The sequence below is a fragment of the Anabaena sp. UHCC 0187 genome (assembly GCF_009712035.1).
Taxonomy (GTDB): Bacteria; Cyanobacteriota; Cyanobacteriia; order Cyanobacteriales; family Nostocaceae; genus Dolichospermum.
The window spans coordinates 13,334-38,917 of the sequence record NZ_VILB01000027.1 but is presented as its reverse complement, the minus strand read 5'-3'; the positions used below and the strand labels follow the sequence as shown (position 1 = coordinate 38,917).

Genomic DNA, 25,584 nt, shown 5'->3' with positions numbered 1-25,584 from the left:
TTAACATTGCTGCCATACATTATCCTAAACCACCTTTAATGTTTTCGTTCTTTGCTTCTACAATAATCATTACAGGTGCATTAATTGTTAACTGTTCCTGAGAACGACTGATTACAAAATCACAATAACCATTTAAACCTTTTTCAACATCAACATTAAAATCACTTCCTGAAAATAAACTAATTTGAGAATTAGCCCTACGTCTTACCTCTAATAAAATAGGCGTAATAATCATTTCAGAACGGGCTTTTTCAGTATTAATTGCTAATGCCAGTTCAGTAGTTTCTTCTAAACTATTTTTAAGTTGTTCACTTATTTGGATAGGTTCAATATTAGCAAATAAATCCATTTCTTCATTAATATGAATATGGAAATCCTTTTTAAATTTACTTAATGTAAAATCAATATAAGCCATTTATATTACCTTAAAATTTTCGATTTTACCGTATTTGGTATGCTATTTCAATCACTTGTAAAAGTCCATTATGCGGCAATGTACTTCTTTTTAACAAAAAGAAATTGCTCCCACTCCTAAAAAAAGCAGCAAGCTACATCGCAATATTGTATTGCTTTGCTCCAACTATAAAAAATCAGCTTTTTTAAGTGCAAACTTAGTATTCAGGTTCTAATTTAACTAAGTGCAAAACCAAGTACCGCTTAATCTCATCATGAATCTCCTGCGGCAGAACAGATATCAAACAGGCGATTAAAAAAGCTTTAATTTCCATCGTCGCTGCATTCACAGCCCTAGAAAACCCTTGCCAGCCAAGATGTTCACTAAACGTAATCACATCTTCAATGATCATTTCCGCTGGTTCACCACCGTCTTCACAGCCATGTTTAAGCAGAGGTAAATACTCATCAATAAACCACTTCTCCTCACAGGTAAAAACCTCCAGAGAATTATTATTAACCCTATAAAGAGAGTTATATAGGAGTAGCAATAATTTTTTAAAGCTATTCCACCCGCCGAAATAGTTCTTAGCAACTTGACTGAGCCACGGTTGAGAAATCCCAGCAGCTTTAGCTAATACCCCCTGACGAACTTTCTGCCAATCTGTCACCCCTGCTGCTACCAATTGCTTGAATGCCGTTAATATGCCCTTGCGTGTCTGCTGGATTTCCGTTCCTGCATCTGCACAAATATCAACAGCATCAGACTTAATAAACCTAGCATTAGGGTAATAGTCCGCTAAATAGGACAAATCTTTGTCACTAACCACATAATAAGTTACCCGCTCAGTCCTGCGGTTAGCTCTAGTTCTACCTACAGATTGCACAACCTCAGTCTGAACCAGATGATTAATTACCTCTTGAAAAGCTTCATGTTCTTTCCCAACACTTCTATCTCCCGTTAAAGTTATATAAGCTTGTTCAGATGCTCCAATATCTTGATAGGGAGTACCAAAACTACAAATAGCTTGCTTATTTTCATAAGCATTACTACCGCGATTATCAACAAACCAATATCCATCACCCTTGTTTTTATGTGCCAAGTGGTCTATGTAAGCAATATTGCCATCATGACGTAAATCTAATTCCTTTCGCAGTGCTGTAACCCGTTCTTTTAACTGTCCACTACGGTCTTTATTCAGCAAGCCAAAGCCCGTAATTTGGTGAATATTCAGATTACTATAATCAGGTGGGATTTCCGATATCACCAGTATTTCCTCGGGATTAATCCCCAACTGCATAGCCATATTGTCACGGGTAGCAGTAGCATCCATCAAGAAAACAAACTCAAAAGCTTTGAGAACATCAATATGACGGGTGTTTTTAGTAGAAATAGTTAAATGTTTGTTTTTAACCCGTAATGCTCCTGGTTTAATATCTCCAATGATTTCTAGCAGGGGAATTAACCATCTCACAGGTAAATTTTCGATATTCCTGTAAGTTTCTTGAGCAGCTTGTTTATTGAGGTGACTACGAATTAATTTTAAGGTTTTTCTGCTGACAGAATCGCGATCGCTCTTATCAACCCCATCTAACGTAATACTATCAGCTTGTTGTACCAATTCCTCAATATCGGGAGCAATAGTTTCCAGTTCGGCAATAATTTCTGGTATATCTGTGGGAATTTCCCCTAATAAATCCCGGATTAATTCATCATTGTATCCATGATAAGTTTCCTGAACACGGGGGATGTTTCCAGTTAGCAGTCCTCGCAGTGGTAAAACTAAACCCTTAATTTTGTCATAGACTGCGGGTAATAGAGTTTGTACCTCCATCATTGAAGAGTCAAAATCCTTAGAACTAACCCTGATGAATTCAACTGGTTGTATTTGTCTGGAAGCTTCATCAACAAAACCACCTGCCTTCATCTCAATCATATCTGTAGCTTGAGGTAGGGAGTTGATATTGGCACGAATTCGTTTAGATGCTAATGCCTCTCTCCTATCACGTCGAAACGTAGAACCATTGACTCTTGGCAGGGCATTACCAGCAGCATCTCGACCTGCACAATTAGCTCTAAGTTTACAACCGTTGCAGATGGGATTAAGACTGGCTTCTGCGGATGTTTCTTTTTTATATCCTTTCTCTGCCAGAGCATTAAATAAATGTGTCAGTGGACAAGTTCCCTCAACGTTGGTTTTTTCCCCTAATTGTGGCCAGCGTATTTGTGGATTGCCCAATGGTGTAAGTTTGTTAGCATCTGCCACTAGTCCATCGTGACGGACTGTTAAATCTGTCCAGTTTTCAATAGTTGCGACAGTGGGGTTACGATGTTCATTGCTGAGGTAAAACAGCATATTGACCCCAAACTGTTCTGGCATAAATTCCCCTACTGTGTGAGATTTACCAGCCCCAGCGTGTGATAAATCTAAGATGAATTTATGCCCTGATTTGACTGCATTTATATAAGTCTGAGTACGTTGTTCTGAGGTAAACCAGATATCAACGTCGAGGTTGTTGTTGGCGACAAGTATAGTTTGTTTTACTGGGCAAACTATATTACCTATTAACCGTTGGGCTTTATTAGTAACAATGATTAAGGTTTCCAGAAACTCTTGAAAGTCTCTCTTTATACCGTGTTTATTGTACCATTCTTGTTTGCTGATTATCGGATCTGTGACGGTGGAGTTTAGGTTATTATCGGAGTATTTTTGGTGGTAATCCTTAAATATCTCCCTTTGATAATTGTTTAACTCTTGTTGTTGGTCATCTGGGAATACACCACTTTGATATTTGTTATACTTGTTATCTTGGTAATTACTATTAAAAATATTCCGTTCAACTGTGGGAAATCTAAATCCATATTGTTTAGCAATGTGAAATAGCGTACCAATTGATATACCAGAACGACTGCGAAAACTCCTAATTTTATCTCGAATATTCCAACTCGTTCCCTTAATCGAAGGACTCCACTGTTCTCCTATAATTTCCGCATCTACAGCACCATAATGAGAAGTTAGTGCCATTAATACATTTAGGCACTCATTGTAGTTGTTGCTGCCAGGACTGCGTGTGGGAATATAAGTTAATGCTTGTTGAATTAGCTGATCAATATCCCAGTTGTTAGCTTCTGCCCGTTCTTGAAATTGTAGACGACGGATTGTAATTTCTGCTATCCGTTTTTGGTATTCAATTTTTTCTTGATAAGCGGTGGTTACAGCTTCATCTATCCAAGATTGCGGTAGTCTGACATGAGGTTGAATTAAGGGGAATGTGGCTTGGCTATTGCCATAAAACACCCGTGAAGCATCTTTACAGGCGGGGTCATGGGGTAGATGCTTCATTAAGTAACGAGTCAGCACTTCTACTGTCTCTGCACCTTGAACATATTCAGGTAATACAAATACTAACCGAAATTTGTCCCAGCCGGGTTGATGACTAGCTGTGGTGTAGATTAACGCGCAATATTGTTTGATAAACGGATGTTCTATTGCTTCGTCTAAGTTTAGTTGATGTTGATAGATTTTCTTGGCTTGTCTACCATCTGATTTTTCAATGATGTTACCGTTAATATCTACCCAAGCTCTATTAATTTTGATTGGTATACCATTTTCATCTAATGGATTACCATTTGCATCTTTCCAAGTGTCGGCGTTGTCAATATCTAGTAATAACCACTGAGAACCAATTATATGAGATTTACTCCGCCATTGACCACCAAGTAAACCAGCACATAAGGCGTGTCCTTCTTCTACGTGCCTAGCTACATCCCAAATAGTACCTGTTCTGTCTTGGAAGTTGGCTGCTAGTTTCCGAAAATCCCAGTTTTTATCTTTACCAGTGGCGTTAAATGCGAATTTGATTCTGTCGTTCTGGATAGGCTCTGGTTGTAACCGTGGTGTAAATTGAGTCTGTTGAGCGGTTAATTGTTGCCCTTCTAGTTGTTGTTCGATCTTGGTACTAGATTTAAAAACAGACTGTTGTGCAGGGAAAGGAGGGACAACGGGATATTCAAACGGCAATTGTACTCCACCTGCATATAAGCGACTTAAATAAGTACGGGGTTGTGACCTCTGTTCCACTTTGTTCCACGTCAGCGAGGAAGGAGACATTCCCCCTGCTCCCGTTCGGCTTACGCTCACGGCAAAAGCCTGTTCTCTTTCTCCCTGCTGCTTCTGTTGAACGTGGGGTTGTTGTGATTCTGATAAGTTGTGAAAATGCTGTTGAACCGTTGCTTGTTGCGGTTCTGATTGGTTATTAAATTGTTGTTGAGCGTTTTGATTTTGTGCTTCTGATGCGTTGTGAAATTGCTGTTTCGCTTCTAACTCATTGTTAACTTGTTGTTGAGCGTTTAGGTTTTGTGCTTCTGATGCGTTGTTAAATTGTTGTTGTGACATGATAGCCAATCCTCCAGTAAGTGTGTTGGAGGAATTGGAGCAATCCCGTGTTAGTAATCTTTTACACACATACTCAGGAAGATAAGAAGATAAAATTCCTGAAATGTTGCTTTATTAGGACTTACGCAGGGGGTACAAACAATATGGGTTTGACATTGTTTTCCGGCGATAGCAATGATCAACAGAGGTTAATCTTGCCTAAGTTCTAATTTATTTGTAAAATCAGTGTTCTTCTGCTTTTACATCTCAACTTTTTGAGATAGGATTACTAACAGGGATATAAAAATTAGGCATCCAAACCCAATACCCCTGCTCCAATTCCAATGTTCAATTCCATGACGGAATGTATTTTGAAAACCTCGGTATCCCGACGGGACACGTAGTTTTCACCTTTTAATCTTTTTTGTACCTAGCTAACCAAGCTTTAATAAACTCGATTACTTCCTCCTTTTCAATCACAAAGGCAGTGCCTTTTCTTCTGAAAGCCAGAATTTTCATGTTTCCTACTTCAGAATAAAGATGTTCCTTGTGATTTCCAATTGCCTTGGTGGGAGGCCATAAAACCAGGACTTTGGCTGTGGGAGTTTTTTGTGCCTCACGAGAGGACATCCCAAATAAGTCTCTATTCTTATTGAGCCACTTTTCATAATCTGCCAATTCAACTAATGGGCAGGGTTTCCAGATTTTGAGCGCATTCTTGTCTTTACGTTTTACCTGCAAAGCTTCTCTCGCTTCGTTGTAAACAATCTCCCTATGTCCTTGGGAACGAATAGAGATAAACAGATGAGTTTTGCGCGGAAATCTGATAAACAAGTCAATAGGATTCTGATCTTCAATTTGAAGCGCTGGAAAAACTTGTATTCCTTCGCTTTTAAACTCCTCTAACAGTACAGTGGTTAAATTTTCCAGTCGCGCAATTTTTTCCACCCTCACCAACGGTTTGTAAGCCAAGCCAAAAAGCAACCAGCCAGCCGGGGCGATTGTGCTTGTAGTAATTGTTGAATCATTAGCTGCTAGAGCAACAGTGGAATCAACGTTTTTTGCTTCCCTAAGTCCCTCTAAAGCCGCTTCATTGTGCGGCGGTAGCTGAAAATCGGTAGTTGGGTCTTTTACTGTCAACATTGCGACATCAAAAGTTAGTGGTTTGAAAATAGCACTTCCTTTTAAATCCTAATGCCTAATTCGGCATTTTGAACCAACAGTTATTCAACGATTATTAAAAGGAGTGCGTTTAAACGAGAAACTAAATTCTAAATAGAGATTAAACGTGATTAATTATAACTAACGCTTGCTCCCATAATTTTTGAGTTTCTTCTTGATTATAAGCGCCTAAAAAGATTGTATACCATAGTCTAGTATCTCTTTGTATTCCTATGGAGTAAGTAGGTAAACAGAAAAATTTAAAGGTATGTAACGGTATGTAAAGTTGTCTCAATGCGATATTCTGATTGAGTTTCAGCCATTTTACAAAACGCAATACCCGTTAAGAATTTCAACTTTTTGAAATTTTCTTAGGGTACAAATTTCCCGTTTCGGCACAGTCTAGCCTTTATAATTCTTATACTGCTTCACTTTACTATTGAGCGCACAATCATTCGTGTTACTATGTAATAGCTACAACCAGTAAATATAAGAAACTCAATGGATTTTAAAACCCGTGCTGCCATATTTGTAATGAGAATCATTTCAAAAGAGCTAAATAAACGCAATGAAAGCAAACCAAGTAATTATACTCCTCCTTCAATCAAAAAAGAGACCCCAAAAGAGGCTACTTGGGAAAATGCCTTTGCGGGGGGTGGTTGCTTGTTGGGTATTCTTATTGCTATTTTTGCGGCAATTGGAGGGGTCAATATATTATGGTGTCTTGCGACACCTTTTTTGACCACCTATTTTTTGATGTTTATTGGAAAAATTATTGATAAATTATTAATCAAATTAGGAAAAAAGAGTAAGTGACAACGGTAAATCCATATTTATTGTGAAAGAATTGTACTATTGTATTTACAAAAAAGAGTGTGCTAAGTTACTACATATAGTATATAAGGTATAAAAAGCCATGAACGAAGATAAATGGAAGGAATTTGCTGCTTTTGTAGTCGGTGGAGCGGCCGCAGGTGCTGTAGTCGCTGAAACAGTTGGCGGAATGGGTTTAGCCGTTGGTGGAACCGCAGTTTCTATTGGCGCGGCTCCTGTTGTAGCGGCTGGTGTTGTAATAGGAGCATCTGCTTACGGCTTGAAGAAACTTTTTGAATAGGTCAATACTACCCAGAAATTAGGAAGATGTAGATATTTAGTTCCTATCGTCTAAGCCAACTACCATTTTTATAACATTAAGATATTAAAAATGGTAGTTGAGCCTATCCATTACAAAAAATAGACATTTTCCCACCAATTTCTATATTTAACATTTCACACCCAAACAATATTTACGCGGTGACGATTTCTGTAGGGTTTCACCTGGTAAGGCTAGACTATGCCATTGTAAATTGTATTCTTTCTCTAATTTGCGAATCACAGCTTCACTTTTGGGATGGTCCCAACTATCAGAAACTGTAATGCCATTTAATTGAATGCGACTGGCTGCAATATGTGCGTGTTCATGAGTTCTGTCAATATGCCGGACTACAACATATTGATTCATATCAAAACCCATCCCTTGCAGATACTTTTGGGCGATTTCATGCCAAGTATCATCATCTAAACTTTCGTCGTGAGGCAAGCTGAGAGAAGCGTGATAAACAGCCCTACTTACCTTCGGGTTTAATCTCCGAGATATACCAAATTCAGCCGCTAATTCCCGTGGGTTTGTTCCTTCCATATTTCCACCGATTTGTCTTGCTCCCTCTTTACCAAAAAGGTAGTTTAGCAGTCCCCGGAAACTTGTACCTTTGACGTGTTTGCCAATCATATTAATTTCCTATCAGGTTTTCTTTATACTCAGTCGTCTAGGGAACTCCAGAAAATAAAATATCCAGTTTCTGTGATCAACACAACTGTTTCTTCTCTGCCTCCTTGTTATCAAAACAATGGGATATTTTTTATTTGGAAATCTGACAGTGGTGCTGAATTTACGCTAATTTACGCTTCATCCTGTATCTCAGTAACTAAATCAATTTCCGCAATCTCTCGTCGTACTTGTCTTACCAAATTTCTGACCTGTTCCAACAATCCCCTATCAACAACCACTGGCTCACCCATGAGTACCGATGTATTGATAGCTTTAGCGATTTGGTTCAGGTTATTACCGATTTTCCCCAACTCCCAATAAGTTTGACCTGCCACTTTAGTAACACGCCGGGGCAATCTATTTTTAATAGTTTTAGCACGGAATAACTCTGCCATCGTTAAGCTATTTTCTGCTGCCATTTGTCGCACCTGTTCTTTCTCTTGCGGTGTGAGGCAGATTAGAAACTTTATATTGCGACGTTTTTTAGGCATGGCTGAATTTATTACAAATATTATGTTGTAATGTTGTATCTCTAGTTTGAAATATCTAAGCTAATCAGTCATTAGCCAAGTGGATATTTTTTCTTTGGGTTTTACAACTGATGTTTAAACTGAATCCAGTTTTCGTTGAGTTTGATTTTTTTCGTATCGTCTCCCCCTCCGTCACGGTGGTTAACCTACTTAGGTAGGGGAACCGTGAAAGGAGGGCAAGTTTGTCGCTGCTTTTTGACCAGGGCAAATTTTTTTTGTCCAAAAGATATATATCGCGACATAGCTTGCTACGCGCCCAACGTTCTTTTTGACTGCTCGAATCAACAATTTGAGTGGCGTTGAGTTGGCATTCAATTGGCGTTGAAATGGCGTTGGATTGGCATTATTTGACCATTATTTTATCAATAAGGCTTTTTATTGACAGGTTAAATATATACATAATGTACTTAACCATGTAATATTGGCGTAAGTATGGCGTAGTATTGGCATTCAATTGGCGTAACATTGGCGTAAGCATGGCGTAGTATTGGCACTTAATTGGCGTTGAAATGGCACATTTTTGGCATCGAAATTTTGATTAAAAAAGGAACGACTTGATTAACGCCTGTGAAAAAAAAATAGCCAACTGGATAAAACTGGATAAAAATTGCTGCAAAAAAATAGTCAATAGATGGATTGGCATGATTCAAATTTGCACTTAACTTAGAGGAAAGCTGTGAGGTGAACCACAATCAATGTCAAACCTGATTGTTAGTTTTGACCCTGGTGCTTCCTTGACCAAGATTGTTTATGAACTAGCAACTGAAGGCAAACCATGTTTAATGACAATGGAACCAGAAATGCTGAAGTTGCCCCAAAGTTCAATTGACGCTTATATGTCAAGTCGCAAGGGTCTGGAATCTTCTAAACCAGTAGATGAAGCTTGGGTGTCTTGTGCGGTAGATGGTGATACACAATGTACAGTAGTCGGATTCCTGGCACGTCAGTTTTCAGCATCCGCCAGACTAGATAAACTCAAGTACGAAACTTCAATTGACAAAGCTCTAGCAGTAATTGGTGCAATCGCTCAACACAATAAACTGCCCAACAGGTTCTCGTTATCACTTACTTCACTACTACCCTATGGGGAATATCAAAATCGCCAAGCCTTTGAAGAACAGTTGCGGGTGGCACTCAAAGATTTTAAATTTCGGGGTCAAAGGTTGCGGGTAAAACTGGAACGATTCGAGTGTCTGCCTGAAGGTGCGGGATTAGCTATGATTCGTCAACGTCAGAACGGGAAAGAATGGTTTAACGCCCAAACCATTGCCGTGCTGATGTTTGGGCATCGCAATACCAGTCTGCTCTTATTTGAACGCGGCAAGATGACAGCGGGTTATACCAATGGGCTGGGTTTCCACCAAATGGTAAAGCGGGTAATTGAACGCACATCTGGACAGGATGCCACCACTTTGACTGCTGCTATCTATGCAGCCGGTTCAGATATTACAGCAGATAACCAAGCGATTCGTGCTTTGGTTAAAAGTAGAGACGCAAAAAACATTGATTATGAGTTGCAGATGATTGTTAATGCTATTGCGACTGCTAAATCTGAGTATTGGTCTAGGCTTTACGATTGGCTGGAATCCACTTTACCTGCTGTCAACGAAGTGATTTTGAGTGGTGGTGCAGCTTTGTACTTAGAGCAAGAGTTACAGAATTGTTTTGAAGAAATTACCACTTACTGGGGTAATGATTTACAGCAACAGGTACAAGCAGCATTGAAAAATGCAAAAAATGATGATCACCATACATTTCGAGAGCAGGAAACTTTGTCATTTAGGTTAATTGATGCTTTTGGTTTATTTATGCGATTTAGAGCGCAAATGGAGAAAGTAGCATGACTAATAAGAAACAGCCTCAAAATAATGACAATAATAAACAGCGGACAATGTTTAGTTTTTTTTACCATCCTTATTCAGATACTGTTGATGGAAAGTTAATTACATATTTGCGACAGAAAGATGGAGTGCGTTCTAGCAAAGAAATGGTATTGCAGTCCTTAAGAATGTGTTGGTTGCCATTAGCATACAAAGCCGAAGTAAATACAGGTGTAGGTATGAGTGAGCAAGAAGTACGTCGGGTAGGGTTGATTTGTTGTCATGCTTTAGAACAACATTTGGCTTATTTGCGAATGGAATTAGGATTACCAGACAAATCAAATGATGTTTTACCTGTACCTCTAAGTACGATGACTAATCTTCAAACCTTGGCTGCTATGTTTGGTTTGGATGCTAGTAATTTCACTAGTAATGATGATAGTAGCAACGAAGACGAAGGTAATAGTGATCAGGCAAATAATCAAATTGATTCTGACTCTTTCATTCCCGGTAAAGGGTCTTTTCATGATGACGATGACGATATGTTCGCAGATATTTAATTATCCATTAATGCAAGATTAATCCTTTCCTAAGAAACAGAAATGTTTCTTTACATCCATCAGGAGGGATCACTCGTAAACAGTTTCTGTCAAACTAGCCCTGTTCTGTCACTCTCGGAAAACAATAATCGAATCCAACTTTTGCAACTCTTATTTCATAAAGGTTTGATGCTTTATTTTCTAATCAAAAATAAATTTCATTACCAAAGCGTCAAAACCAAAGCCCTGTAGACATTTCAGGTATTGTATTTTCCCAATCTGACAGAACAGAGTTAGTTAAATAACATAGTTAAATCACAAAGGAGTAAATAACATGGCTGCAATTCACTTCATTGATGGTGAAAAAGGTGGTGTTGGTAAGTCTTTATTTGCCAGAGTCATGGTGCAATATTGCATTGACAATAAATTAGTTTATGAATTGGTAGAAGCAGACCAAAGTAATCCAGATGTAGGTGCATTTTACCCAGACAATCATAAAACAGCCATTTTTAGTGAATCAGAGCGCAAAGCTTATGAAGCTGATGAAATCTTTAATTTGGCACTTGAAACTGCTGTGATTGTCAACTTACCTGCTCAAGTCTATCCAGCAGTAACCGATTGGATTGAGCGTAATCAAATTTTAGAAATTAGTGGTAAAAACAAGGTCAAGATACATAAATGGTTTGTTTGTAGTGGAGGATATGATAGTGTGCAGTTATTTATGCAATCTATCGAACGATTTGAAAAGAGGGTCAAACATATATTTATCCGTAACTTTGGTTTATGTGATGATTGGAAACACATAGACGAAAATCAGGAGTTAAAGGATTTAATCAAGACTTACAAAGTCCCAGTAATTGATTTTCCCAAGTTTAGTTATCGGGAACGGAATATCCTTGATGCCAAACGGATAAACTTTTCTGAAGCTAAAGATTATAAAGATTTAGGAATATTAGGTAGACAGAGATTACATAGTTTTCTCAAACAAGCTTTTGAGGAAATTGAAAAAGCTAAAATTTGGAACCCACCAGTAGCTTCAATTACTCCCCCATTAGAAAAAGTTGATAGTGCTAATACTGATAGTGCTAATACTAGTCGGAGAATTGCTCCCAAAAAATAACCTATTTGACACTCTTCAATCTAATAGCGGAGTCTCGCTTTAAGTAGGTTAACCGAAAAATTTAAAGGTATGTGAAGAGAAGTAAAGAAAGCTCAAACTCTTTCACCCTGAACCCTACCTTGCCCCAACGACTATTTTTAACGTCAACCTACTTAGTCATAGACTCGCTCGTTTCCTAATTACTCGTTATCCTATGAAGAATTATCAACCTGAAGAACTCGATTTAGATGATGATTTTTTGGATTCAGTCGCTGCTAGAGGTAGAGGTTTAAGTCGAATTCCTTACCCTACTTTACTAGACTTAGCCATTCGTGGTAAGGATGATGCTTTTAAAGCGAGGGTTTGGGAAATAGTTGTTCAAACCGGACTTGACCCTGATGATCCAGCATTTCTAATGATGATTGCTACTGGCAGACTACAAGTGTTGTTAGAAGACAGTCCTCAAGAAATGGAGACAATGTTTGACCAGTGGCAAACCCAACTTTATGAGCATCTGCAAAGCTACGAAAAAGCAGCAGTCAAGGGTCAACAGAAAGCGATCGCTCATGCAGTCACGACATTAATTAAGCATACAGAATTTGAGCGTGCCATTCATTCAGTTCCTTCATTAATTGTTGCTGGAATACTCTTATTGATTACCGCAACAGTGGGTGGACTCCTGGGTATAGGGGCAATGCTTTGGTATCAATCTAGCAATTTAGATCCAACTGGTTCACGCCAACTGACTCAACAAGAAGCTAATGCTTTGGCATGGACAACCACTAATGAAGGTAAGTTTGCTCGTAATTTCATGGAATGGAATCGAGATTTATTGAGTCGAGATAGTGCTGGTCAATTGGCTTGTACGAAGGAAGTAAAACGCTTAGGGGTAACTCTAGAAATGGGAGCAAGCAGCAAAAAAGCCGTATCAGGTTTTTGTACTCTTTGGGTGCAACCTCTTAATCAACGTAAGTTTGTTTCTCAATCAAAAAATTAGTTGTTAGTTGTTGAATTCTGAAATAGGAGTGAAATAAATGATGATTCGCAAACTTCGCTTAACTTGGCTATTAGTAATAGGAGGAATTTTAGTAGCTTGCACTAATGCAAGTGCTGATTTAAACACTAATCAACAAAACAATATCGCCAAAGCTCAGACTTCATCTATACCTAATTACCCACCAATGTATGATGTTGAAGTAAAGATTTGTGATAATATTATTGCTCCAGTTAAAGACGGTAAACGCTGTATCAAGCACAAATTACGTTTGTGGGGTCTAGTAGAAGAAGCAAAATTGGTTCGCACAGGTATTCCTCTACCATCAATGTCTGCTGTAGCTCATAAATTAGCAATTAGTTCTAAAGGCTGTTATCCTGAATACTCTCAACCTTCTCAACCTCAGTTTTATTGGGCGGATCTCCTTATTTATGTAAATAAAAGAGGAGCGAAACCAACAATTGAAGTTAACAAAACTCAACTGTCTAATCAGAAGATTCACGAGTTAATGACCAGTCAATTTTCTACTCCGAGAATTGCCACATTTGGTGGTGTTGGTTGTAAACCTCTACCTGTACCTGTGAAAAAAAAGTGATTTTTCAGCCTAAATTTATGTCTGGGTCTATAACGTAAATTAACCAGCCGTTTAAATCTATGGTTTCTCCCGATATGTCTGGTTTTGGATAAGTTTTTTAGACCGGATATATAGCTGTTTTCTTGATTCCATAATTACAGCCTTGTAGGAGCATATTTTTTGAATAAGCTAATCAGCATTTAACTTAAATAAAACTGGGCTAAAAACCCATACTAATAGGGAATTGCTTGGGAAACATAGATAACGATTAGCTTACTTATCTACAAACATCAAAACTCAAAACTGCTTTCTTTTCAAGGCAATTTTGAGTTTTTATTTGGAGAATTGAAGAGATTATGCAAATTTTGTTTGTACTTTCTTCTGAAGTAAGTTGATAATTGCAGCTTTTTCTAAAATACCAACCAGAAAACCATTTTCACGAATTACAGTCAGTACTGATAATTTTTGTGTTTCGAGTAACTGTACTACTTCTAGCAACGGTTGATCCGATTGTACGGTGCTTGACTGCTCAATTGGTTTCATGACTTTGAAAACCTGAGTTTCTGCCCATAGTGTATTGGGAATAGTTCGCAAGTCATCAACTGATATCGCTCCTAACAATTGTCCTTGCTCATCTGTCACCAAGAAACGACGGTATTCCTGAGCATTTAAGAGATGTTGATCAGCAAAGTCTCTTAAACTCAAATTCGCTTTGACAATCGGGCTATCGTTAGTTACAGCATCCGCTGCTGTTAAACCTGTGAGTTTTTCTTGCACTCTCGCAAATTGGGCAGCATTACCAGCATTTTGTAGCAAAAAGAAGCCAATTAACAAGTTCCAGAAGTTAGCAAAGCTACCCAACAATAGTAGAGGAATTAAACCAGAAGCAATCGCTAACCAACCAAAGATTTGTCCAATTCGGCTGGCAACAACCACTCCTTTATAGGATTTACCAGTAATTTTCCAAACTATTGCTTTAAGTATATTTCCTCCGTCCAAAGGCAAGCCAGGAATGAGGTTAAATAGAGCTAATGTCAAATTAACAGAAGCTAGTAGACCAAGGATAGCAGCCAATGGTCCAGATGCAGCAGTCGCAAAACCAACTGTTGTCGCTGTAGCGAATAGCATCAAACTAACTATTGGTCCGGCAATAGCTACCCAAAAAGCTGCCCCTGGAGTTGACGATTCTTTTTCTAAGCTTGCCAGTCCACCAAATATAAACAGTGTAATTGATTTAACATCAATTCCTTGGCGAATAGCGACAAAGCTGTGTCCTAATTCATGGGCGACAACTGAGCCGAATAACAGTAGCGCCGTCATCAATCCCAGTACCAAAGGCAATCCCCCACCTAATTGGGGAAATTGTGCCGCTAGTCCGCTGCTGTAGCTCCAAGTTACCAAACCTAGAACTAAAAACCAGGACGGATGTATATAAAAAGGTATTCCAAAAAGGTTGCCAACCCGAATTGTGCTATTCATGGCGTTTACCTGTGACATGGGCATTGAGAAGTTTGTTGTTTCTCTCAATGCCCTTATCGTAACGAAATATTAAGTAAATTTAATTTTTGTAACGGTAGTGGTGTCCGTCCGTTAAGGTGTGGTTATGCGAATTTAGCCTTGAAAATACAGTTTTTATGGGTAAGGGTGGGTGGGCAAAAAGTTACCCCACTTAAATGTGGGGTTGCTGTTTTCAGCAGTAGATACTTAAGACGCTTCAGCAAATCTAGCTGCACGTTGTTGTTTGTGAGCCTTGCGTCGCTCGCGCACTGCATCCAAATCTTTCAATCCATAGAAACGTTTAGCGTAAGCTAATAGTTCATTGATTGGAGTATCAGCATAGTCCAGACGAAACTCTGTGTTGTGTTCGTTCCAGTCAAATTCTTCTTGATTAAACCGGGCTTTAGCAGCGAGTTCTCGTCCAGTTTCCTCTCTTAAAACTTCGAGTACCATTAATCGTACTTTATCTTGATATCCCATAACTTTTTCCAAAGCTTTGGTTTCTTGTTGATTACGTTTCCGTTTAATTGGATTTTCCTGACCTTGATATTCCATCGCTTTTTCTAAAACTTTAGTTTGTTGCTGATTACGTTTCATAGCATTGTCCTTTGATTAACGAATTACTTACTTGGATCTCGCATAGATAGCATCGACAGATGCCTTCTGAATTAAAATTCACTTTTTGATTGCTAAAATTCAGTTGCAATTATTGTCTTCAATTCTGTTTGTTGTATTAGCTACGCACTCAAATAAAATGCCCCGATTAAAATAATTCGGGGCATAATAATTAATCTTCAACCTCTAAATCTTCGTCATCTTCATCCTGTTCAAAATCGTCATCTATCCAATCATCTGAGTTATTACTTAAACCATTAAGTCCCTCCATACGTTTAGAGCGAGCAGCTTTATGAGCAGCACGTCTATCTCGAATTTCATCCAGATTATTCAACCCGTAAAGTTTGCGGGCATAATTCACCAATTCTTTCAATGGTGTGTTCAGATAATCGTTACGAAACTGTGTGTTATGTTTTTCCCAATCAAACTCTTGTTCATTAAATCGGGCGGTAGCTGCTAATTCTCTCCCCGATTCTTCCCGTAATACTTCAATTACCATCAAATGGACTTTCTCCTGATAAGTAATTACTCGCTCTAAAGCTGGAATATGTTTTTTAGGTTTAGAGGCTGTTTTAGTGGCTTTGCGAGTCTTCAGCATGAGAATTACTCCTTGATTTTTTCTGTTTTTCTCATAGAAACCGCATCGAAAGATGCAATTCGCTGAAATTCCAATTCGTTGATTATTTCCAAAGTTTGTTTTACTAAATTTAGTTTTTTATACGCATTGCTGTTAGCATCACTTGACAGATAATTCCTACTTCGTTATACAAGCTATGGCTTATAGGTATTCCTGTTAGCATAACTTGGCGGATGACTCCTATTTCTTCATACAAGCTATGGCTCATGGGATAAAATTTTGTGCTTTTAAACTGAAATCAAATGTTTTCAGTTTCTAATTAATTCCGCATTTAGACAATGACAATTTATAACTTAAAAAGTTTGTTTAATATTTTATAAAAGTGGTAATTCTGATTCTTCTGCATTATTTTCTTCAAACTCCATAAAAAAATAACCTGTATTGTTGGTAGCAATACATGGTTATTTATAGTTACAATTCTGTCACTTATGGAGAATCAATTACTCGTCATCGTCCTCATCATCTTCATCTAAATCGTCATCTTCATCCAAGTCCTCATCGAGTTCATCGTCATCATCCTCATCATCCTCATCCTCATCTTCGTCCAAGTCCTCGTCAAGTTCGTTATCTAAATCATCCAGTTCTTCCACTTCTTGTTCTTGGAATGAGTTGCGACGTTCTAGTGATGCCCGGTTGAATTCGACTAAATCAGCTATTGCTTGCTCCGGGTCTTTGCTGATTGTGTCGTACAGCATACTCATGAAAATAGCAACTACTTCTGGTGGATATTTGAGGGCATCTGGTTGTCCAAACAATTTAGGAAATAATTTGCTGTTCCATTTCTGCCAATCGAACTTTTTATTACCACCTTTCTTTTTAACTTGAGCAGCAATATCAAGTCCGAGTTTTTCACGGGCTGCATGACCGATTTTGGTAGAAATTCTGGAGTCGCGTAGCTGTAATTTAATTCCGTACTCTTTGAAGATTAAATTCCGCAATTCCTTCAATAAGGCTAATGCTTCCTGTTGTGGTGAAGCCTTTACTGCCTTAGATTTAGTTGCGGTAGCTGTGTTATTTGTTTTCGCTGATACTTTACCATTAGCTGTATGGCGAGTATTGCCGTTAGTACGAGTTTTGGCGATTGCCATTTAACAAACTCCTTTAAAAAAGTGAAATTTTCACCTCCTTGCCGCAATCGCGGCTTTCATCTCCATTTATTTCCAATTTCATTATTTCGCTCCGCGTCCCTGTTCGTAGAATTTACGACAAGCGTTTTCCCACTGCTTTTATTCAAATAAAAAACAGCCGTTTTATAAATGCGTGATGAATTGGCTGTTGAAACTATTGAAAATTAGTTCTAAATTGGGCGAAATCATCTCATGATTCAGCAATGCCAAAAAACATAGTCTGCTGGATACTAATAATTGTCCATAAGGCTAAGGCATTGGTAATGACTTTGTTCTAAAAGGGGAGTGTAAGTCGTTAAAATCAAACTCATGAAGTTGACAGACTGGCCTGCTTTAGCTAACCAAAATACGGCAATTGTGGCTGTGGAATATCATACACCTGATAGAATGCAGATTTTAGAGCAGTTTTACCATTGGGGTGAGGAGCAATCTTTGTCAGTCTTTCTCTGGAATCCCGGTTATTGCGAACTACAACAATTAATTCAGCATCAAAATCAGTACATTTTACAGTCAACTGATAGGGGTAAAAACCAGAACATTATTCAGTATCTTTTGTCAGACTATCAACCAGGTATTTATTTATTGGAGGGAGTGTTACAGGAAGATAATGGTAGCCAAATTAGTCAAAAACTTAGCTATCAATTACTGAATGCTTATCATCAAGCCTTGTGGAGTCAGCAAGATAATTACTGGGTATTACTAGAAACTTACGTTCAACTACCTCTAGAATTACAGCCCTTTATTCCTGTACTGTCTAATCCACTGCCAAACCAACAGCAGGTAGAACTGATTGTACAGCAGTTTTTTGATTGTTGTTCGCCCTCGACTTTAGCCAATGACTATCCTTACTCAAAAACAAATTCAACAAACCAAGCACTGCAATTGCTAATTCGTGCCTGTCAAGGTTTACCCAGAGGCGAGATAAATTTGCTACTGAAACAATGTTTAGGTTTTGTAGATCAACTTGAGGATATCGCCCAATTAGTTCTTGAGCATAAAGTTAACAAATTAAAGGGACGGGGTTTAGAGTACATTGCTCAACCGGATATCCCTTCATCTGCGGGGTTAGATTTATTGGCAACAAGGTTAGAAACTATTACTTGTTTACTACAACCAGAAGCACAAACATATAATTTGCAGTTTCCCACAGGAATGTTGTTATGGGGACCACCAGGAACAGGTAAAAGTTTGTCTGCCAAGTTAGCAGCCAAGAAAATAGGCTTGCCACTGTTAGCCGCTAATTGGGGTGTACTATTGGTTAGTCCTCATCCAGACCGAGCCTTAAAGGAATTTATTGCTTTGGTAACATCCCTTGCTCCCTGCGTTCTCTACTGGGATGACTTTGATAAAGGTTTTGCTGGTTGGGACTCGAATGCAGACGGAGGTGTAGCCCGGCGGTTGTCTGCGGGTTTGTTAACCTGGATGCAGGAACACCAAGAGCCTGTTTATACGATTGCCACTATCAACCGTCTAGAAATGTTACCTGCTGAATTAGTGCGTCGTTTTGATGATATCTTTTTTGTAGATTTACCCCATGAGGGGGCAAGATACGAAGTTTTCAATTTACATTTAGCTAAGTATTTTTCAGCTTTTTCAGGCAATGATTCACCTTGGAGTGATGAACAATGGCGGAGGCTGTTGGCTGAGTATAGAATTTGTACTCCAGCCGAAATTGGTAATGCTGTGCGTCGTTGTGCTGAGAATGCTTTTGCTCAAGGTAGAGCAGGAAAGATTGAGTTTGAGGATTTGCTAAAACAGCGATCGCAGTTCACTCCGGCAATGGAGCGAGAATCAGAACAAATGCAAGCTATTCGCAATCAGGCTATTTATGCTCAACCTGTGTCAAGTGAGGATATTTCACCGTTTGCTTATCAGCATCGAGAATTATTTGAATAAGCTGACTGACAGATGAGATTGGTAAATTAATTGGTTCTTCTTGACATTTTTCCAACCTTACATTGTTGAGGAAGGGGCATTCGGTGGATCATGGTGAACACCTAACTTGAAATCATTAATATAAATCACGTCTGTACTTGATTTGGGATTGTCAATTGCCAAATGAACTTTTTGGGCAGGAAAATAAATTTTTTGGTAATCCTCAATTATCTGTTCTGGTGAAATATCTTCTTGATTTCGCTGGATTGCTCTCTCCAAAGCAGTTGCAAATGAACAATCAATCCAAATCTTAAAATCATAAAAATGTTGGAGCGATCGCTTCAGCAAAAATATTCCTTCAAGCACAATTATATCCACATTTGCAAATTGATAATTATAGGTTTGTGGTATACCTGTAATTCCAGTTAAAACAGTCGTTAAGTTAATCATTCGTTGATTTTTTAACGGCAGTATCAATTTTTGAAATAGATTGTCAAAATAAAAAGCATGATGATAAAAATACTCTCCTGGATGTTCAGAATTAAATCGCTCGCTTGGTAACTTATGCCAAGGATCTAAATTAATAGCAACAGCATGAAGATTTTGCTGATTCAAAGCAGTAATTAATTTTTCAGTAATATAACCTTTTCCAGAACCATCAATACCACTGACAGCAACTAAAAAAGCTCTATTTATTGATAATTTTGATTGCTTTTGGAGGATAGAATTAGCTAAATCTTCAATATCTATCATAAATTTCCCCCTTTTTTTGTTAATTGATAATCTTCAAAAATTACCTCATACCCATTTCCTTGTGGTGATGCACACATAATTCCGACTTGAATATCTTGCTGAACTGGAAAATAAGCCATTCTCAAGGGAACATAGCGGTCATATTCATCTAAATAAGCGATATGAATAGCCTCTTGACATCGCTCAACCCGTAGCTGAAAAATATGAGGAGGATTTAATAAAGGTGTAAATGACCAATCTGAATAGTTATGAGTGACGACAGCACTCACATTTTGCACTCCATCAACATATTCAATTCCAGTTTTAATCCAATGTTTTTCATCGGCACGAATCATAATTCCTGCCTGATCATATAAGTCTTTATATTTGCCTTTTATCTTGACATCAACAACAAAATCTGTACTCACTCGGTCAAAGTAGAAATGTCCACTATCACGAATAAAACCATAGTGAGTTATCCGCCAAAAATCAGTTTTTGGTGCAGTTCTAATGATGATTTGCTGCTCAGAATGCGACCAGTTAGCAGGTTCATTAAGCCATTCCATAGTTTTTGCTATTCTTAGATGTAAGGGAATAAGTTGTGTAATTTTACCGTGAGCAGATGAGTTTAAAAATATAACAATTTTTCAAACTTATCCCCGGCACTAATTGACATTTTTATGAAAATAGTTTGTATCCAATTGATTAATTAGAATCGCTATTACTAATGTGGCAATTCCTAATATTTTAGGTGTGGTAATGGGATATTGAATAGCACCAAACCATCCCAATTTTGATAGCGTGGCGTGGTGTAGCGTGGCGTAAGCCATACAATCTGTAAACCGTAAACCCCATCGAATCAACGATTGAGTCTCAGTATAATGAACAAGAATCAAACCGGATTCCTATAGTTTACGCACAGTTTTCAATTAAGGATAAAAATGATAGGGGTTGGCTCATATTAGCAGCAAAGCCGAGAATTCCTGGATCTCGATGTTCGTAAAGTAACTGACCTTTGCTATCAAACAAAAAAGTGCCACCGCGCTGAGTTAAGTAGGCAGAATTCGGTACATAAGTCTGCCAATTTCTGAGAACTTCCACCATATTCCGTAGCCGCAGAGTAGCTAACTCAAAGGGACGTTGAAACCCACTGCCGCCGGCTAATTGGAAAAACGAGCCTTGGAAGGCAGGTAGAGGAGTACCTTGAATGATTTCATCATCCCCAATCAGTTGAGGGGCTTTGCGGTCTCCCTTGTATCCCCGAAAAACCTCCGCCAGCGTTCCCGGACTACCAATCCCTGCACACATCAAAATTAGATTTAGCCAAGCTTTCTGGGACTCAGCAAACCCAGGGAGAGAAAGATTCAGACCAGAATAGAGATTGAGTTGGTGATGTAGTTCTCCATTCGGTTCAACAAATAAATTTTCCGGCGGAAATCCTGTATATTCACAGAATCTTGTGCCAGAAGCGAGATTGCCTATACCCACTGCACGAATAGCGAGTTTTTTATCTGTCAAGTTTTTAGCTTCGCGCTGCAACCACCACGCATATTCAAGACTATCAAAATCTCCAAGTTGTGGCCAAACTAAAATAAGGATATGTGAGGCAGTCTCGCAGTTTTCTAGCAGGGGTCGGCTCATGCCATCACTAACACGTTGATATTTGTTCTGATTAAGGATAGCGTAGGGGTTCATTGCAAGGTATAAACTGCTATTTAGCTATTAAATTCTAGCCCAATTGATCTGAATTCACGTTGATTTTATTTTATCAGTAACTCAGGGCTGAGTGCCACTGAGCTTGCAAGAAGACGCGCTCGTTTCTCAATTATAGCAACGGGGCGGTTAGCACAAAATATAGACTTGTTATTGCCGTATAGGTGGGAATCCATGTCCTAATCGTTATAGCTACTGCTATACCACGTATTTTTATGACAATTCTTGTCTAAGTCCCGTAGTTACCAGGAATCACCTACCGTAATATCTACTACCACAGGCACAGGGTTAAGAAACTTAAGAGCCGCAGCAACCATACATCTGTGTAGCATTTTGCTCACTCGCTCAACCTCATTCTCTGGACATTCCAGGACAATTTCATCATGGACAACGCAGATCAACTTTGCATTAGTCCTACTTAACGGTTTAATCAGCTTCACCATTGCCAACTTATTAATATCTGCATTCAAACCCTGCACAGGATGATTAAGCATTTCTGCTAACCTTGGTTTATCTGCCCATCTCCGTCTTCTCCCAGCTAAAGTCCGACTTTCTTTAACACCCCGCAAATATGCCTGCTTAATCGTTTCATGCCACTTAGTCACACCAGAATAAGCATCAAAAAACCTGGTTCTAAAAGCCTTCGCCTGATCCAGTGTCATTGTCACACCATACTTAGTTTCAGCATAAATGCGAAGTTTGGCAGCCCCCATACCGTAAATTAGTCCAAAATTAATCGCTTTAGCCAGTCTGCGGTCTTCTTCACTAACCTCCGTGATCCGCTTACCAGTTACCAAAGCTGCCGTGAGTTTGTGCAAATCAGCACCTTGACGGTAGGCTTGGCGCATCTTAGCATCACCAGAGAGACGAGCTACTATTCTTAACTCGATTTGCGAATAATCTGCTGCTAAAATTTGGTAGCCAGGTGCAGCAATAAAGCAATTTCTAGCCGCAGCATGACGGGGAATGGTTTGTAATGGTGGGTGACGACAGGAAAATCTTCCAGACCTTGCGCCTAGTTGATAGTAATTGGGGTGAATTCTCCCAGTTTTGGGGTGAATGTGTTTAGGTAAACTATCAGTAAAAGTGGCAGTAATTTTGGCAAGGTGGCGATAGTCTAAAAGAGCCTTAATAATAGGATATTGATTAACCAAAGGGACTAAATCTTTTTGGTTAGTTGATTGTATGGCAATACCCAGAGCCTGGAGAGCAGCTAATACTTGTGGGGGTGAATTAGGATTAACAGTATCCGTTAATTCGGGTAACAGTGATAGTTGAGATTTACCAGCAAGACGCAGTTGTTTTAACTGTTGAAGTGCATTTATTTTCTCAGCTTCTAACTTTGCACCCAGAGTTTGCCATTTGGACAAGTCAAACAACATTCCATTGAGTTCCATTTGGGCGACAACAGGTAGACAATGAAATTCCAGTTGGGCAATTTTTAGCAATTTCGCCTGTGTTAATTTCTTGACTAAAATTGGGTAAAGGTCAAGTAAAATAGCAGCATCTGTAGCAGCATATTGTAATTGTTCTGGAGTTAGTTGTTGATGCCAATTGCTAGTTTGTAAGGTTTTATCTAGTTGGATACGCAACAGTTTACGAGCTACATTTTCTAAAGATGCACTGGTTTTAATTCCCGCATTCACAACTTGGTAAGCAAGTTGAGTATCGAAGAAATACCCAGAAGGTTGAAGTCCAGCTTGGGTGAGAAATTGCCATTCAAATTTGGCATTATGAGCGATTTTTACAGCAGAGTTGCAGAAGAGTTTTTTGAGTAGTAAACGATAAATTCCAGTGCGAGTGCTTCTGATGCAGTGTAGCTGATTATTTTCGGTATTGTGTTCTGCGCTATCGCGCACAGATATAGCTGGTAAATCAATTAGTACAACTGGGTAATTGGGTGCAGCTATTTGAATTAATCTAATTGTGTCAGTTAAAGGGTCGAGTCCTGTTGTTTCACAATCTAAGGCTAAAATTTCGGCATGAAACAAAGGTTTGATAATGCTTTTGAGAGTGGGAATATCTTTGACTAAAATGTATTCTGGAGAGTAATTCATAGTGATAAGAATTGGGCTTTTAAGCCATAAGTATTAGTCGGTATTGTTTGATAAGAATTAGGACTTACGCAAGATGCGACTGAAAACCTAATTCTTTCGTAGGAGTAATTCATGAATTACCCCTACTTTTGTAACCTTTTGAGTAAGTCCTAAGAATAATTAAATTAATTAGTGATTAAGTTTTGCACCGGGGATTTAGAACACGATACAAAACTTGTTGCATTTAAAAGCAGGGTAATCCAACCTCAAAACTTTGTTAAAGAGAGGTTTATATGTAATATCCCTCTCCTTATAACTTGATTCAATTAACTAATTTGACGCTGACGTTTACTTGTTTGGACAACCTGATGATGCTGGATATGCTGTTGAGAATTATTAATAGCAGTAGGAGCTAATTCTTGAATAATTGGTTTGACAATTTCTGGGGCAATTTCTAAGCGATTTTTAATCTGTGCTTGCAACCAAGCTAAAGGAACGCTTTTACCATTGACTGTTTGTTTGATAATTAGGTCAGACTTGGGTTTTGAAACTTTTTTAATGGCACTGGCAATTTTTCTGGCTGTGCGTAAATCAATTTTATCTATGTTAAGAGTAACGGAATTGTTGAGTTCAAGTTCTGGTTGTAAAGAAGTGCTATCATTTGATTGATTGTCATTGTCATTTTCAACATTGAGAGAACTATTTGAAGCATAATAATAGATAGCTGATTGATTACAATTTTCTTGTTCAACATTAAGATTGCTATTTGTGGTATCAATAGGTTCAATGTTTGATTGCTCAGATGTTTTGTGAGTGATACAATATTCGACGTTAAGGGCAACTTGATGCCATAAATGCACTAATCCCACCATAAAATCAATAAGCATGACAATGATAGAGAATGCTGTAATTACCAGGATGAGATAATTTAAACTTTCTTGAACTGATTGAATATTCATGGTAACTAAATTGAGATTTGATTATCAAAAACAACGAAGCAATAGCTTCCATTTCACTTGCTTTTAATCAATACGATTTAATGAAACTTAGAACATGACAATATTTGTAGATTTGGAGTATTTCATTAATTGTGGGTGGTGCGTCACCTGTGGACTGCTGGTGAGAAACAAAAACATCTGTTTAGATATTTATAGAATGCGGACACTTTTATCAAAATGGGGTTAAACTTTCTGGAATCTTTACTGCTTGTATCCTTGAGAATTCATTGATCTATAAGTGATGAAATAGGGTAAAGTCAATGTATCCTCAGTTTCAAACTAGAAGTTCGAGACTGAGGATTTTTGGTAACTTTAAAACAAGTCCATTTGTACAGATGAATTGGAGGAAGATTCAGGAGGAGGAGTATTTTCAATTGAGTCTATTTTAGACTTAGAATTAACACGACGTTTCCCCCATCCTTCTTGTGCTGCGTGTTTAACTATGCTGCGGCGAATTGACTGACTAATATCGTAAAAATCGTTCTTTACCTGCTGAAAATGAATAATGGATTTATTGCTAGTATCACTCGTAGTACCATCAATAAATTCATAAAAACTCTGGCAATCTTTTGGTAATTTATTGTATTTAGTTAAAACTTCATTGCCTACCCAAAGATAAAGATCAGCGTAATCTCGATGTAAAGGTGCTTCGTAACTTGCAGGCATCATGTAAGTGAGAACTTCTGTAGCTGTGGCATATTCACCAACTTGATTTTGTTCATACTCATTGCAAATCAGTTCTAATCTGTCTTGAATACAAGCAAACTTCAGCCATTGAGGAATTGTATCACTCCAAGAATTGCCGTAAATCACTAATGGACCTGCTAGATAGCGAATATGGTGTACAGAAAATTCGGCTATTTCTAATAAAGTTGCTAACAATTCTTTAGGAGTATTTAAACTAGCGAGAATTTGCAGCATTTTCAAAGTGTTGTCTGGCAGTTTAGCATTTTTATGATTATTGATTTCTGCTATGACTTCGGGTGGAATCAAGTTGATTTGTGCCATTTGTCTTCTCGATATGAGCGCATCACCCAAAATAGCCAATAGGCTAAGACATA

At 38.3% G+C, this 25,584-nt stretch carries 23 protein-coding genes and 1 pseudogene; 8 read left to right on the top strand and 16 right to left on the bottom strand.

Going from position 1 to position 25,584, the window contains the following annotated elements; all coding sequences use genetic code 11:
- Positions 1–22 precede the first annotated feature (22 nt).
- From FJR11_RS21090 to FJR11_RS21080, 3 genes and pseudogenes are all read right to left on the bottom strand, one after another.
- Positions 23–415 (bottom strand): annotated as a pseudogene (locus FJR11_RS21090) (hypothetical protein); the annotation flags it as partial.
- Between the two features lie 196 nt (positions 416–611).
- Entirely contained in the window at positions 612–4,790 is a 4,179-nt protein-coding gene (locus FJR11_RS21085) for a PriCT-2 domain-containing protein (protein WP_168507277.1), read from the bottom strand.
- A 393-nt stretch (positions 4,791–5,183) separates the two neighbouring features.
- Positions 5,184–5,912, bottom strand: coding sequence for a hypothetical protein (locus FJR11_RS21080; RefSeq protein WP_168507274.1), 729 nt, complete (start codon positions 5,910–5,912; stop codon positions 5,184–5,186).
- A 519-nt stretch (positions 5,913–6,431) separates the two neighbouring features.
- On the opposite strand from FJR11_RS21080, the gene FJR11_RS21075 reads away from it, so the two are divergent.
- Positions 6,432–6,746 (top strand): hypothetical protein, encoded by a 315-nt coding sequence (locus FJR11_RS21075; protein WP_168507272.1) that lies wholly within the window; start codon positions 6,432–6,434, stop codon positions 6,744–6,746.
- Between the two features lie 100 nt (positions 6,747–6,846).
- On the top strand, positions 6,847–7,044 hold the full coding sequence (locus FJR11_RS21070) for a hypothetical protein (RefSeq protein ID WP_168507235.1): 198 nt from the start codon (positions 6,847–6,849) through the stop codon (positions 7,042–7,044).
- A 147-nt stretch (positions 7,045–7,191) separates the two neighbouring features.
- On the opposite strand, the gene FJR11_RS21065 is transcribed toward FJR11_RS21070, so the two are convergent.
- Positions 7,192–7,698 (bottom strand): relaxase/mobilization nuclease domain-containing protein, encoded by a 507-nt coding sequence (locus FJR11_RS21065; protein ID WP_254444812.1) that lies wholly within the window; start codon positions 7,696–7,698, stop codon positions 7,192–7,194.
- A gap of 170 nt (positions 7,699–7,868) precedes the next feature.
- Entirely contained in the window at positions 7,869–8,228 is a 360-nt protein-coding gene (gene mobC / locus FJR11_RS21060) for a plasmid mobilization relaxosome protein MobC (protein ID WP_168507270.1), read from the bottom strand.
- Between the two features lie 734 nt (positions 8,229–8,962).
- On the opposite strand from mobC, the gene FJR11_RS21055 reads away from it, so the two are divergent.
- The 5 genes from FJR11_RS21055 to FJR11_RS21035 all read left to right on the top strand — a co-directional run bounded on the left by FJR11_RS21055 (position 8,963) and on the right by FJR11_RS21035 (position 13,314).
- Positions 8,963–10,111 carry a ParM/StbA family protein gene (locus FJR11_RS21055; protein ID WP_168507269.1) on the top strand — a complete coding sequence of 383 codons (1,149 nt, stop codon included), beginning with the start codon at positions 8,963–8,965 and terminating at the stop codon, positions 10,109–10,111.
- Complete coding sequence (locus tag FJR11_RS21050) at positions 10,108–10,647, top strand: hypothetical protein (protein ID WP_168507268.1); 540 nt, start codon at positions 10,108–10,110, stop codon at positions 10,645–10,647. Before FJR11_RS21055 ends, FJR11_RS21050 begins: the two co-directional genes overlap by 4 nt.
- A 313-nt stretch (positions 10,648–10,960) precedes the next feature.
- Complete coding sequence (locus FJR11_RS21045) at positions 10,961–11,746, top strand: mobilization protein (protein WP_254444811.1); 786 nt, start codon at positions 10,961–10,963, stop codon at positions 11,744–11,746.
- 193 nt (positions 11,747–11,939) lie between these two features.
- The gene (locus FJR11_RS21040) at positions 11,940–12,722 is read left to right on the top strand and encodes a DUF2207 domain-containing protein (RefSeq protein WP_168507267.1); all 783 of its coding nucleotides are present in this window, start codon (positions 11,940–11,942) and stop codon (positions 12,720–12,722) included.
- Positions 12,723–12,759: 37 nt separating this feature from the next.
- Positions 12,760–13,314 (top strand): hypothetical protein, encoded by a 555-nt coding sequence (locus tag FJR11_RS21035; protein WP_168507266.1) that lies wholly within the window; start codon positions 12,760–12,762, stop codon positions 13,312–13,314.
- Between the two features lie 333 nt (positions 13,315–13,647).
- Here the strand turns inward: FJR11_RS21035 and FJR11_RS21030 are convergent, their stop codons facing one another.
- The 4 genes from FJR11_RS21030 to FJR11_RS21015 form a co-directional block, all read right to left on the bottom strand.
- Complete coding sequence (locus FJR11_RS21030; RefSeq protein WP_168507265.1) at positions 13,648–14,772, bottom strand: site-2 protease family protein; 1,125 nt, start codon at positions 14,770–14,772, stop codon at positions 13,648–13,650.
- Positions 14,773–14,997: 225 nt separating this feature from the next.
- Complete coding sequence (locus FJR11_RS21025; RefSeq protein WP_168507264.1) at positions 14,998–15,387, bottom strand: hypothetical protein; 390 nt, start codon at positions 15,385–15,387, stop codon at positions 14,998–15,000.
- Positions 15,388–15,577: 190 nt separating this feature from the next.
- Positions 15,578–16,003: a hypothetical protein gene (locus FJR11_RS21020; protein ID WP_168507263.1), complete on the bottom strand. Its 426-nt coding sequence runs from the start codon at positions 16,001–16,003 to the stop codon at positions 15,578–15,580.
- Positions 16,004–16,482: 479 nt separating this feature from the next.
- Positions 16,483–17,130, bottom strand: a complete 648-nt coding sequence (locus tag FJR11_RS21015) for a primosomal protein (protein WP_168507261.1) — start codon at positions 17,128–17,130, stop codon at positions 16,483–16,485.
- Positions 17,131–17,478: 348 nt separating this feature from the next.
- Between FJR11_RS21015 and FJR11_RS21010 the strand changes: the two genes are divergently transcribed.
- Complete coding sequence (locus FJR11_RS21010) at positions 17,479–19,065, top strand: ATP-binding protein (protein WP_168507260.1); 1,587 nt, start codon at positions 17,479–17,481, stop codon at positions 19,063–19,065.
- 57 nt (positions 19,066–19,122) lie between these two features.
- On the opposite strand, the gene FJR11_RS21005 is transcribed toward FJR11_RS21010, so the two are convergent.
- The 7 genes from FJR11_RS21005 to FJR11_RS20975 form a co-directional block, all read right to left on the bottom strand.
- Positions 19,123–19,797 (bottom strand): uridine kinase, encoded by a 675-nt coding sequence (locus FJR11_RS21005; protein ID WP_174763157.1) that lies wholly within the window; start codon positions 19,795–19,797, stop codon positions 19,123–19,125.
- Entirely contained in the window at positions 19,794–20,342 is a 549-nt protein-coding gene (locus FJR11_RS21000) for a DUF1349 domain-containing protein (protein WP_168507259.1), read from the bottom strand. Before FJR11_RS21000 ends, FJR11_RS21005 begins: the two co-directional genes overlap by 4 nt.
- A 99-nt stretch (positions 20,343–20,441) precedes the next feature.
- Positions 20,442–20,606: a hypothetical protein gene (locus FJR11_RS20995; protein WP_254444810.1), complete on the bottom strand. Its 165-nt coding sequence runs from the start codon at positions 20,604–20,606 to the stop codon at positions 20,442–20,444.
- A gap of 82 nt (positions 20,607–20,688) precedes the next feature.
- Entirely contained in the window at positions 20,689–21,471 is a 783-nt protein-coding gene (locus FJR11_RS20990) for a peroxiredoxin-like family protein (RefSeq protein WP_168507258.1), read from the bottom strand.
- A gap of 260 nt (positions 21,472–21,731) precedes the next feature.
- Positions 21,732–23,546: a bifunctional 3'-5' exonuclease/DNA polymerase gene (locus FJR11_RS20985; RefSeq protein ID WP_168507257.1), complete on the bottom strand. Its 1,815-nt coding sequence runs from the start codon at positions 23,544–23,546 to the stop codon at positions 21,732–21,734.
- Positions 23,547–23,851: 305 nt separating this feature from the next.
- Positions 23,852–24,484 carry a hypothetical protein gene (locus tag FJR11_RS20980; RefSeq protein ID WP_168507256.1) on the bottom strand — a complete coding sequence of 211 codons (633 nt, stop codon included), beginning with the start codon at positions 24,482–24,484 and terminating at the stop codon, positions 23,852–23,854.
- Positions 24,485–24,835: 351 nt separating this feature from the next.
- On the bottom strand, positions 24,836–25,531 hold the full coding sequence (locus tag FJR11_RS20975; RefSeq protein ID WP_168507255.1) for a hypothetical protein: 696 nt from the start codon (positions 25,529–25,531) through the stop codon (positions 24,836–24,838).
- Between the last annotated feature and the right edge of the window lie 53 nt (positions 25,532–25,584).

Bases quoted from the DNA above. Each gene is read 5' to 3' on its own strand.
- FJR11_RS21085 (WP_168507277.1), bottom strand. From the start codon at position 4,790: ATGTCACAACAACAATTTAACAACGCATCAGAAGCACAAAACCTAAAC.
- FJR11_RS21080 (WP_168507274.1), bottom strand. From the start codon at position 5,912: ATGTTGACAGTAAAAGACCCAACTACCGATTTTCAGCTACCGCCGCAC.
- FJR11_RS21075 (WP_168507272.1), top strand. From the start codon at position 6,432: ATGGATTTTAAAACCCGTGCTGCCATATTTGTAATGAGAATCATTTCA.
- FJR11_RS21070 (WP_168507235.1), top strand. From the start codon at position 6,847: ATGAACGAAGATAAATGGAAGGAATTTGCTGCTTTTGTAGTCGGTGGA.
- FJR11_RS21065 (WP_254444812.1), bottom strand. From the start codon at position 7,698: ATGATTGGCAAACACGTCAAAGGTACAAGTTTCCGGGGACTGCTAAAC.
- mobC (WP_168507270.1), bottom strand. From the start codon at position 8,228: ATGCCTAAAAAACGTCGCAATATAAAGTTTCTAATCTGCCTCACACCG.
- FJR11_RS21055 (WP_168507269.1), top strand. From the start codon at position 8,963: ATGTCAAACCTGATTGTTAGTTTTGACCCTGGTGCTTCCTTGACCAAG.
- FJR11_RS21050 (WP_168507268.1), top strand. From the start codon at position 10,108: ATGACTAATAAGAAACAGCCTCAAAATAATGACAATAATAAACAGCGG.
- FJR11_RS21045 (WP_254444811.1), top strand. From the start codon at position 10,961: ATGGCTGCAATTCACTTCATTGATGGTGAAAAAGGTGGTGTTGGTAAG.
- FJR11_RS21040 (WP_168507267.1), top strand. From the start codon at position 11,940: ATGAAGAATTATCAACCTGAAGAACTCGATTTAGATGATGATTTTTTG.
- FJR11_RS21035 (WP_168507266.1), top strand. From the start codon at position 12,760: ATGATGATTCGCAAACTTCGCTTAACTTGGCTATTAGTAATAGGAGGA.
- FJR11_RS21030 (WP_168507265.1), bottom strand. From the start codon at position 14,772: ATGAATAGCACAATTCGGGTTGGCAACCTTTTTGGAATACCTTTTTAT.
- FJR11_RS21025 (WP_168507264.1), bottom strand. From the start codon at position 15,387: ATGAAACGTAATCAGCAACAAACTAAAGTTTTAGAAAAAGCGATGGAA.
- FJR11_RS21020 (WP_168507263.1), bottom strand. From the start codon at position 16,003: ATGCTGAAGACTCGCAAAGCCACTAAAACAGCCTCTAAACCTAAAAAA.
- FJR11_RS21015 (WP_168507261.1), bottom strand. From the start codon at position 17,130: ATGGCAATCGCCAAAACTCGTACTAACGGCAATACTCGCCATACAGCT.
- FJR11_RS21010 (WP_168507260.1), top strand. From the start codon at position 17,479: ATGAAGTTGACAGACTGGCCTGCTTTAGCTAACCAAAATACGGCAATT.
- FJR11_RS21005 (WP_174763157.1), bottom strand. From the start codon at position 19,797: ATGATAGATATTGAAGATTTAGCTAATTCTATCCTCCAAAAGCAATCA.
- FJR11_RS21000 (WP_168507259.1), bottom strand. From the start codon at position 20,342: ATGGAATGGCTTAATGAACCTGCTAACTGGTCGCATTCTGAGCAGCAA.
- FJR11_RS20995 (WP_254444810.1), bottom strand. From the start codon at position 20,606: ATGGCTTACGCCACGCTACACCACGCCACGCTATCAAAATTGGGATGG.
- FJR11_RS20990 (WP_168507258.1), bottom strand. From the start codon at position 21,471: ATGAACCCCTACGCTATCCTTAATCAGAACAAATATCAACGTGTTAGT.
- FJR11_RS20985 (WP_168507257.1), bottom strand. From the start codon at position 23,546: ATGAATTACTCTCCAGAATACATTTTAGTCAAAGATATTCCCACTCTC.
- FJR11_RS20980 (WP_168507256.1), bottom strand. From the start codon at position 24,484: ATGAATATTCAATCAGTTCAAGAAAGTTTAAATTATCTCATCCTGGTA.
- FJR11_RS20975 (WP_168507255.1), bottom strand. From the start codon at position 25,531: ATGGCACAAATCAACTTGATTCCACCCGAAGTCATAGCAGAAATCAAT.